Origin of the sequence: Streptomyces sp. NPDC060209 (assembly GCF_042728155.1) — a bacterium.
Taxonomy (GTDB): Bacteria; Actinomycetota; Actinomycetes; order Streptomycetales; family Streptomycetaceae; genus Streptomyces.
The window spans coordinates 1-9759 of sequence record NZ_JBHWZS010000323.1; the positions used below are offsets into that span (position 1 = coordinate 1).

General features: G+C 72.5%; 6 protein-coding genes and 1 tRNA gene. 6 read left to right on the forward strand and 1 reads right to left on the reverse strand.

Going from position 1 to position 9759, the window contains the following annotated elements:
- Nucleotides 1-116: 116 nt before the first annotated feature.
- The 6 genes from tmk (at nt 117) to ACFWFI_RS36655 (ending at nt 8873) form a co-directional block, all read left to right on the forward strand.
- Nucleotides 117-3263 (forward strand): dTMP kinase, encoded by a 3147-nt coding sequence (tmk, locus tag ACFWFI_RS36630; RefSeq protein WP_387398998.1) that lies wholly within the window; start codon nt 117-119, stop codon nt 3261-3263.
- 54 nt (nt 3264-3317) lie between these two features.
- Nucleotides 3318-4523, forward strand: coding sequence for a DNA polymerase III subunit delta' (locus ACFWFI_RS36635; RefSeq protein WP_387399001.1), 1206 nt, complete (start codon nt 3318-3320; stop codon nt 4521-4523).
- Between the two features lie 130 nt (nt 4524-4653).
- On the forward strand, nt 4654-6183 hold the full coding sequence (locus tag ACFWFI_RS36640; RefSeq protein WP_387399004.1) for an alpha/beta hydrolase: 1530 nt from the start codon (nt 4654-4656) through the stop codon (nt 6181-6183).
- A 98-nt stretch (nt 6184-6281) separates the two neighbouring features.
- Nucleotides 6282-6355 (forward strand) — tRNA-Thr (locus ACFWFI_RS36645).
- A gap of 286 nt (nt 6356-6641) precedes the next feature.
- Nucleotides 6642-7859 (forward strand): FUSC family protein, encoded by a 1218-nt coding sequence (locus ACFWFI_RS36650; protein ID WP_387399010.1) that lies wholly within the window; start codon nt 6642-6644, stop codon nt 7857-7859.
- Between the two features lie 144 nt (nt 7860-8003).
- A complete protein-coding gene (locus tag ACFWFI_RS36655; RefSeq protein ID WP_387399006.1) occupies nt 8004-8873 on the forward strand; it encodes a sulfurtransferase in 870 nt (289 codons plus the stop codon).
- Nucleotides 8874-8982: 109 nt separating this feature from the next.
- Here ACFWFI_RS36655 and ACFWFI_RS36660 read toward each other — a convergent pair.
- On the reverse strand, nt 8983-9759 hold a 777-nt coding region (locus tag ACFWFI_RS36660; RefSeq protein ID WP_387399008.1), incomplete at its 5' end, for an ABC transporter permease.

Consider the following 9759-nt stretch of genomic DNA (forward strand, 5'->3'; position numbering starts at 1 on the left):
GGGCTGGGACGTCCCAGCCCTTCCGGCGTTCGTGTGAGGGGCCGGGCCGCGTTTCCGTTGGGCATATGTTCGGACGCGGCCCCCGGGTGCCGCACCGCTCCCGATAGGCTGGGCGGATGACGCGAGCCGAGCAGCCACCGGTCGTGAGCCCCACCTCCGACACACTTGCCGCAGACTCACGCGAGCGCGCCGTACGAGCCCTGTTGCGTATTCCTCCGCTCAGGCGGTTGTGGAGCGCCCAGCTCGTCGGCAGTATCGGCGATTCACTCGCCCTTCTCGTGCTTGTGCTGCTGTCGCTGCAAGCGGCGGTCCTCGAGGGCTCCTTCGGGGCCGGATACCGCGGGGCGGCCTTTGCCGTCGCCGCCGTCTTCGGTGCCCGGATTCTTTCCACCGTGCTCTTCGGAGCCGTACTCCTGGGGCCTCTGACGGCGCTCACGGCGCCCGGCGGTCCGGTCGACCGGCGCTGGCTGATGATCGGGGCGGACGGGCTGCGGCTCGCTCTGCTGGTCGTCGCGCCCCTGTGGATCGACTGGATGCCGGACAAGGCACTCATGATGATCCTCATCACCGTCTTCGTGGCCGGTGTCGGCGAGCGGCTGTGGGCGGTGGCCAAGGAGAGCGCGGCTCCCGCACTGCTTCCCGCCCCGCCCCCGGAGGGCGCTGCCGTGCGCCCGCTGCCGGACCACCTCGACGCCCTGCGCAGGCTCTCCCTGCGGACGAATTTCCTCGCGGTCCCCGCGGCCGCGGCCGTGCTGGTGGTCGCCGCACTCATCGGTGAACTGCTCGGCACCGGCTTCGACTGGTTCTCCTTCCACCAGGCCGCCCTGGGCTCCTACATCGCGGCGGGACTCTTCTCCGCCTCCGTCTCGACCCTGTACTTCCTCGAATTCCCGGCCACCCAGACGCCCCGGCCGCGCTCGCCCCTGGAGGGCCTGCGCCGGACGGGGACCGACAAGGGCCGCACCGGCAGCATCCCGCTGGTCGTCGCCGCGTGCTCCGCGGTCGCGGGGGCCATCGCCGCCGCTGCCGCCGTCTCCGTGCTCCACGCCGCCGACCTCGGTGGCGGGCCCGCCACCTTCGCCCTGCTGATCCTGGCCCTGACCGGTGGCACCGCGCTCGGTATCCGTACCGCGCGGAAGGTGCTGCCCGCCCTGTCGCGGCGCCGTCTGCTGGCCCTGGCGGTCGCCGTCACCGGAGTGGCGCTCCTCGCGCTCGGCCTGGTGCCGGACACCGCCACCGGGCTGCTGATCGCGCTGCTGGCCGGTTACGCGGCGGGGGTCGCCGCCCACATCGGGCATGCCGTCATCGACCAGGAGACGGAGGCCTTCCGGCAGGCCAGGACCACCGAGCACCTCCAGGCCGTCGTCCGGGTGCTGGTCGCATTCGGCGCGGTGGGCGGTCCGCTGCTCGCCGCCGCCATCGGCCGGCACCGTCTGGGGTCCGGTGACTTCGTCTTCGCGCACGGTGGTGCGGCCTTCGCGCTGATGCTGATCGGCGCTCTGCTGCTGCCCGTCGCCGTGATCGTTCTCGCGAAGACCGACGACCGAGCCGGTGTCCCGCTGCGCCGTGACCTGCGTGAGGCGCTGCGTGGCGGCGACCCTGCGGTCGCTCCCGCGGCGAACGGTTTCTTCCTCGTCCTGGAGGGCGGCGACGGAGCCGGCAAGTCCACCCAGGTGGAGGCGCTCGCCGAATGGATCCGCGCCAAGGGCCACGAGGTCGTCGTGACCCGGGAGCCGGGGGCCACCCCGGTCGGCAAGCGGCTGCGGTCGATCCTGCTGGACGTCTCGTCGGCCGGACTGTCGAACCGGGCCGAGGCGCTGCTGTACGCCGCCGACCGTGCGGAGCACGTGGACTCGGTCGTCCGCCCGGCGCTGGAGCGCGGCGCGATCGTCATCTCGGACCGCTACATCGACTCGTCCGTCGCCTACCAGGGCGCCGGCCGCGACCTCGCCCCGACTGAGATCGCCCGGATCTCGCGCTGGGCCACGAGCGGGCTCGTACCGCACCTGACGGTGCTTCTGGACGTCGATCCGCAGACGGCACGGGAACGCTTCACCGAGGCGCCCGACCGGCTGGAGTCCGAGCCGGCCGAATTCCACACCCGGGTGCGCTCCGGCTTCCTCACCCTCGCGGCGGCCGATCCGGCCCGCTACCTGGTGGTCGACGCCGGGCAGGAACCGGAAGCGATCACCACTGTCGTGCGTCATCGGCTCGACCGGCTCCTGCCGCTCTCCGAGGCCGAGATCAAGGCCCAGGAAGAGGCGCGGAAGGCGGCCGAGGAGGAGGCCCGCCGCAAGGCCGAGGAAGAGGCGGCCCGCAAGGCGGAGGAGGAGCGGCTGGAGCGCGAGCGGCAGGCTCAGCTCGCCAAGCTCCGTGCCGAGGAGGAGGAGCGCAGGCGCCGCGAGGAGGAAGAGGCGCGGCAGCGCGAGGCCGAACGGCAGGCGGAGGAGGCCCGGCAGCGCGCCGAGGAGGCCCGCCGCCGTGCGGAGGAGGAGCGGGCCCGTCTCGAGGCCGAGGACCGGGTGCGCGAGGCCGAGCAGGAGCGGCTGCGCCGACAGGCCCAGGAGGAGGCGCGGCTCCGCAAGGAGGCGGAGGAACTGCGCCTGGAGAAGCAGCGCAAGGCGGAGGAGGCGCTGGTGAGGGCCGAGGAGGCCCGCCGCCGTGCCGAGGCCGAGGCAGCCGCCCGCGCCGAGGAGGCCGCGGCCGCACAGCGTTCCCAGGAGTCCGGCCGGTCCGGCTCCGGGGCCACCGGGTCGTCCGTGCCGGACAACGAGCTGACCGTCCCGACGCCGGTCGTGAATCCGAACGAGATCACGCAGCCCGTGCCGGTCGCCCGGCCGGACCGGCCCGTGCGGGACGCGGACGAGACCGCTGTTCTGCCGCCCGTGCGGGACGCGGACGAGACCGCCGTTCTGCCGCCCGTGCGGGACGACGCGAGCCCGTCGGACCGGGTTCCGCCGGGTGTCTTCCGCGACGAGCGCCGGGCTTCCGGCGCCGAGAGCGAGAACGAGCGCAGGTCAGCGACGACCCGCAGGCCGGACGGGAGGCTCAGGACGCTGCCGGCCGCCGGAAGCGGCCGCGTTCCGACTGGGCCGAGGAGACGCCGCTCGACGATCTGCCGTCCCTGGCCGACGAACTGCTCGGTGGCCAGGACGACGATCAGGGCGGATCCGGGCGGGGCGGGCGCAAGCCGCGCCGCTGACGGGCGGAGCGTGAGCCCGAGGACGGAACGCCGGGATTGTCGGACCCTTCCCGCACAATAGGGAAGCGCCGGGACACCGGCGTTCCCGCACCACACCACCGGAAGGGCGGTGACCATGACCGTATGGGACGACCTGGTCGGACAGGACCGAGTGCAGGAGCAGCTCGGTGCCGCCGCCCGGGACGCCGATGCGCTGGTCACCGCCCAGTCCGAGGGCGAGCCGGTGCCCCCCGGCTCGAAGATGACCCATGCCTGGCTGTTCACGGGCCCGCCGGGCTCCGGCCGGTCCACGGCCGCCCGCGCCTTCGCCGCGGCGCTCCAGTGCACCAGCCCCGACCGGGCCCTGGGCGGGGCTCCCGGCTGCGGCTTCTGCGACGGTTGCCACACGGCGCTGATCGGAACCCACGCCGACGTCGACGTGATCCGCACGGATCTGCTCTCCATCGGTGTGAAGGAGACCCGTGAGCTCGTCCGCCGCGCCCAGCTGTCCCCCGCCGTGGGCCGCTGGCAGGTCATCGTCATGGAGGACGCCGACCGCCTCACCGAAGGCGCGGGAAACGTCCTGCTGAAGGCGGTGGAGGAGCCCGCGCCCCGCACGGTGTGGCTGCTCTGCGCCCCGTCCCTCGAGGACGTGCTGCCCACGATCCGCTCCCGCTGCCGCCATCTCACGCTGCGTACGCCTCCCGTGGACGCCGTGGCCGACGTGCTGATCAGGCGCGACGGCATCGACCCCGAGCGGGCCGCGTCCGCCGCCCGTGCCACTCAGGGGCACATCGGCAGGGCGCGCCGCCTGGCCACGGACGAGCGGGCGCGTGCCCGCCGTGCCGCCGTGCTCAAGCTCCCGCTGCGCGTCCATGACGTCGGCGGCTGCCTCAAGGCGGCCCAGGAGCTGATCGATACGGCGACGGACGACGCCAAACAGGTCGCCGAGGAGGTCGACGTCAAGGAGACGGAAGACCTGAAGGCCGCGCTCGGAGGCGTGGCCGGGGGCCGCATGCCGCGTGGGACGGCGGGTGCGATGAAGGAGCTGGAGGACAGGCAGAAGCGCCGCAGGACGCGTACACAGCGCGACAGCCTCGATCTCGCGCTGAGTGAACTCACCGGGTTCTACCGCGATGTGCTGGCACTCCAGCTCGGTTCCCGGATCGCCCTCGCCAACACCGACGTACGGGACGCCCTCGACCGGATCGCCGAATCGTCCACTCCCGAGCGGACCCTGCGCCGGATAGAGGCCGTGATCGCCTGCCGCCGTGCCCTCGACCGTAACGTCGCGCCCCTGCTCGCCGTGGAGTCGATGGCGGTGTCACTCCGAGCGGGCTGACGTCCGGCGTCCCCGCGGCGCGACCTGATCGTGCGTGGTGCGCAACCCCGCCTGGGCCTTCGGGCTGAGTGAATTCACCCGTATGAGCAGGGAATCGGTTGAGTCGTCACGCGGCGGCTACGCTCCGGGGATGGACACCAGGCGCCTGCTCCGTACGTTCGCCACCGCGCTCGGCACTGCCGGCCTTCTCGTCTCCGGCTGCAGCAGCGGAAGTTCGGCTCCGAGTGCGTCGGCGACGGGCTCGGTCGCCGCCGAGGAACTCGAGCCGTACTACGGGCAGAAGCTGCGCTGGCGGGACTGCGGCGTCGAGGGCTTCCAGTGCGCCACGATGAAGGCCCCGCTGGACTACGCGAAGCCCGACGGCGGAGACGTCAAGCTGGCCGTCTCCCGCAAGAAGGCCACCGGGCCGGGCAAGCGGATCGGCTCGCTCCTGGTGAATCCCGGCGGCCCGGGCGGCTCGGCCGTCGGCTATCTCCAGGGCTACGCGGCCATCGGCTACCCCGCCCCGGTCCGTGCCCGGTACGACGTGGTGGCGATCGATCCCCGCGGAGTGGCCCGCAGCGAACCGGTCGAGTGCCTCACCGGCAAGGAGATGGACGCCTACACGCAGGTGGACCAGACCCCGGACGACAAGGGTGAGGTCACCGAGCTGAACAACTCCTTCGAGAAGTTCGCCGGCGGCTGCGAGAAGCGCTCCGGCAAGATCCTCCCGCATGTCTCCACGGTGGAGACAGCGCGCGACATGGACATCCTGCGCTCCCTGGTCGGCGACGAGAAGCTGCACTACGTCGGCGCCTCGTACGGCACGTTCCTCGGCGCTACCTACGCCGAACTGTTCCCCGCCCGGGTGGGACGTCTCGTCCTGGACGGGGCGATGGACCCGTCGCTCCCCGCGATCGACATCAACCGCGATCAGACCGCCGGCTTCGAGGCGGCGTTCCAGTCCTTCGCCGCGGACTGTGTGAAGCAGACCGACTGCCCGCTCGGCACCACGTCCACCGCGGATGCGGCGAAGGCGCTGAAGAAACTCTTCGGCGAGCTGGACTCCGATCCGGTGCCGACCGGCGAGACCCGGCGGCTGACCGAGTCGCTGGCGACCACTGGTGTGATCGCGGCGATGTACGACGAGTCGGCCTGGCCCCAGCTCCGCGAAGCCGTCGCCGGGGCGCAGCGCGGTGACGGATCAGGCCTCCTCGCCCTTGCCGACGGCTATTACGAGCGTGAGCCGAGCGGTGAGTACGCCAATCTGATGTTCGCCAACGCGGCCGTGAACTGCGTCGACCTCGCCCCCGCCTTCGCCGGCTCCGAAGCGGTGGAGAAGGCGCTCCCGGAGTTCCAGAAGGCTTCCCCGGTCTTCGGCAGGGGCTTCGCCTGGGCCGCCCTGAACTGCGGTTCCTGGCCCGTGGACCCCACCGGTACCCCGCACCGCACCGAGGCGAAGGGCGCCGCCCCGATCGTGGTGGTCGGCACCACCCGAGACCCGGCCACCCCCTACAAGTGGGCCGAGTCCCTCGCGGACCAGCTCTCCTCCGGCAGCCTGCTCACCTACGAGGGCGACGGGCACACGGCGTACGGCCGGGGCAGCGACTGCATCGACACGGCGATCAACACCTATCTGCTGGACGGCACGCCGCCCAAGGACGGCAAGAAGTGCACCTGACCTGCGGGTACGGCCGCGAGGGCGGGCGGTACGGAGCACCCCTGGAAACTGTGTAGACTTGGCTCCGCTGCTGACCGCACCATGGTGCGACAGAGCGTGCCGCCTTAGCTCAGTTGGCCAGAGCAACGCACTCGTAATGCGTAGGTCTCGGGTTCGAATCCCGAAGGCGGCTCTGTAGAAGCCTCAGGACTCACTCGCCGTGACCTGGGGCTTTTGCTTTTCCTGGATGCTGCGAAGACGTCAGGAGGGGGCCGCTCCGCTGTGCGTGGTCCCGGCGCCCTCGCCCCGTAGCCGTCCAGCCCCTTCGCTTCGATTGCGCTCAGCCGGGCACGCGAGTGAAGCGCAGGCGCCACTTCGGCCGGCTCACCGAGTCCGTACGGTTGCTCGGCTGCAATGCGGCGGAGCGCAGGAAGCCGCTCGCGCGTGGACGGCATGACCGGAGCGGGAACGAGGGACTGATGGCCGGCGGCACGACGACCGGGCGGACGCGTACGGGACGGTTCGCCGCCGTCGCACAGTGGTGGCGGCACGCCTTCTCCTATTCCGGGGACGAGCGCGACACCCTGCTGGTGATCGCGAAGAGCACCCTCGCCGCCGGCCTGGCCTGGCTGATCGCCTACGACGTCCTCGGGGCCCGGTCGCCGGCGTTCGCCCCGTTCTCGGCGGTGCTGATCATGCAGGTGACCGTCTACCGCTCGGTCATCCAGTCGCTGCGCTACGTCGGCGCCGTCGTCGCAGGGGTCCTGGTGCAGGCGGCTCTCGGGTTCCTTGCCGGGCCCGACCTCCTGACCTTCGTGCTCGTGGCACTCATCGCCCTGACGATCGGGCGCTGGCACGTCCTGGGTGTCCAGGGACCGCAGGTCGCGACCGCGGCCTTCTTCGCCTTCGCGACCTACACCTCGGCGTCCGGGGACTCCCAGCGGCTGCGCGCTCTGGGCGAGATCGTGCTGCTCGTCCTCATCGGCTGTGCGATCGGTACCGCCGTCAACGTCCTCGTGGCCCCGCCGCTGCGCTACCGCAGCGCGGAGTACGGCATCCGCAGCCTCGCCCACACCCTCCACGACCTGCTCGCCGACATGCATCCGGTGCTGGCCGAGGGGGTGCCCGACCAGGACACCACCGGAGGATGGCGGTCCCGCGCGGCACGTACCGGAGAGATGATCGGGCAGGCGAGGTCGGGACTCCAGACGGCCAAGGAGAGCGCGCTGCTCAACCCCCGGCGTCTGCTGCGCCGTTACCGGGGCCACCCCGGTTTCCAGGGTTACGAGTCCGTGCTCGGCGCCCTGGAACGCACGCTCTACCAGGTGGCCGCGCTCACCCGCGGCCTCGACCGGTCCCGCGAGGAGGACGAGGCCCGGCGGCCGTTCCTGCGGCGTTACGCGGCGTTCCTGGAATCCGTCAGCGCGGTCGCCGAGGTGCTGACCACGCTGGACGAGACCACGCTGCTCCCGCAGGCGAAACGGCTGGAGCGGCTCACCGATGAGGCCGAAGCGCGCCGGGACGAGGTGGTCGAGGAGACCCGCCGCCTGTCCTTGTCCCTGGCCGACCCCTCGGCGCCGTACGGCATCCTCGTCACCGAGGCGACCCGGCTCCTGGAGGAGTTCCGGTACACCTGCCAGGTCCTCCTCGACGTCGCGCAGGACGTGGACCGTACGCCGGGCGAGACGCGGCGGTAGGCCGTCCGCGGCCGCGGACGACGGGCCCGCCCCTCTCTCTATGCTGGACGGGCCGCGACGGCCGTGGAGCTGCCTGGAGTGCGGGCACAGGACGCCGGAAGCGGAACGAGCACGCGGAGCGATTCGACGCGGGGGATGTCATTCATGGCCACTGAGCACCGGAGTACGGCTGTTGACGCCGGAGCGGCGGACCTGCCCGGCCCGCTCGTCGATGCGGACTGGCTCGCGAGTCGGCTGACGAGGCCGGGGGCCGTGGTCCTCGACGCCTCGGTGGGTGCGCACCGTTCGGCCGGGCGGCGTGTTCCGGGCGCCCGGCGCTTCGACATCGACGGGGCCATGTCCGACCACGCCGAACAGCTGCCCCACACGATGCCTCAGGCGGCGAGGTTCGCCGAGGAGATGCGGGCCCTGGGGGTGGACGGGACGGACACCGTCGTCGTCTACGACACCGCGGGGATCTACTCCAGCCCCCGCGCCTGGTGGATGCTCCGAGCGATGGGCTTCGACGGCGTCGCGGTGCTCGACGGAGGGCTGCCCGCCTGGGAAGCGGCCGGGCTCCCGGTCGAGGACCTCGCGCCGGAAAGCGCCGGGCGGCAGGGGGATTTCGCCGCCCGCCCGCGACCCGGAGCGCTGGTCGGCAGCGAAGCGGTCGTGGACGCCCTCGCCGACCCACGAGCGGCCGTCCTCGACGCGAGGTCCCGTGAGCGGTTCGCGGGTACGGCCGCCGAGCCCCGGCCCGGGCTGCGCGGCGGCCATATGCCGGGGGCGGTGAACCTGCCCTTCGACGCGGTTCAGCGCGAGGGCCGGATGCTCCCTGTGGAGGAACTCCGTTCCCTGTTCGAGGCGTCGGCGGGGAGCCGGGAGCGACTGGTCGTCAGCTGCGGGTCGGGCGTCACGGCTTGCGTGCTGGCGCTCGCGGCCGAACTCGCCGGGTACGGCGACGTGTCCGTGTACGACGGGTCGTGGAGCGAATGGGGCCTGGCGTCGGAACTGCCGGTCACGACGGGCCCTTGAACCCGCCGGGCCGTTGGAGGGCGGGCCTTGAACCCGCCGGGCCGGTCACGACGGGCCCTTGAACCCGGCGGGCCGGGCCCGCCGCCAGGTATCCGTACCCCCGCCCGGCTCACTCGCGTGCGCCCGCCACCTCGACCGGTCCCGTACGCAGTGCCGCGAGCGCGGGCAGTACGGCGGAGACCGTGGCCGCCACGGCGCATGCGGCCAGTACAGCGCCGAGGGCCGTCCACGGGACAGCCACCGGGGAGCTCACCGAGAGGAGTTCCAGGGCGCCCTTCACTCCCAGCAGGTTCAGCCCGGCCACCGCCGCTCCCATGACCGCGCCCACGGCCACCACCATCAGTGCCTCGACCGCCACCAGCCGGAGCACCTGCGGTTTCGTGGCGCCGGTGAGGCGGAGCACCGCCAGGTCGCGTACCCGGTCCGAGGTGGCCATGACCAGCGTGTTCGCCAGGGCGATCCCCGTGTACAGCAGGGCGATGCCGAGGATGAGCAGCAGGCCCGCCCGGGTGTTGCCGCTGGTGCGCGGGTAGTGCGCGGTCACCCAGGCGTCCCTCGTCATGACCGGGGTGTCCGTGTCGCGCCCGGCCTTCTCGAGGAGGGCTTCGACCGCTGAACGGTCCGCCCCCTCACGGAGCCTGATGTCGATACGGTCGATGCCGGCGCCTGCCGCGTTCGACGGGGTCACATAGACCCCGTTGCTCCCGGTGCCGGTGCGCATCACGGCCGCGACGCGGAGCGACACCTTGCGGCCGTCACCCAGCCAGACGCTCACGCGCTGCCCCACCGTCCGTGTCTCCCACTCCTCGTTGACGACGATGGAACCGTCGTCCAGATCGCCGATCCGGCCGGCGACGAGGGGCAGACGGGCGGTCGCGGCCAGGCC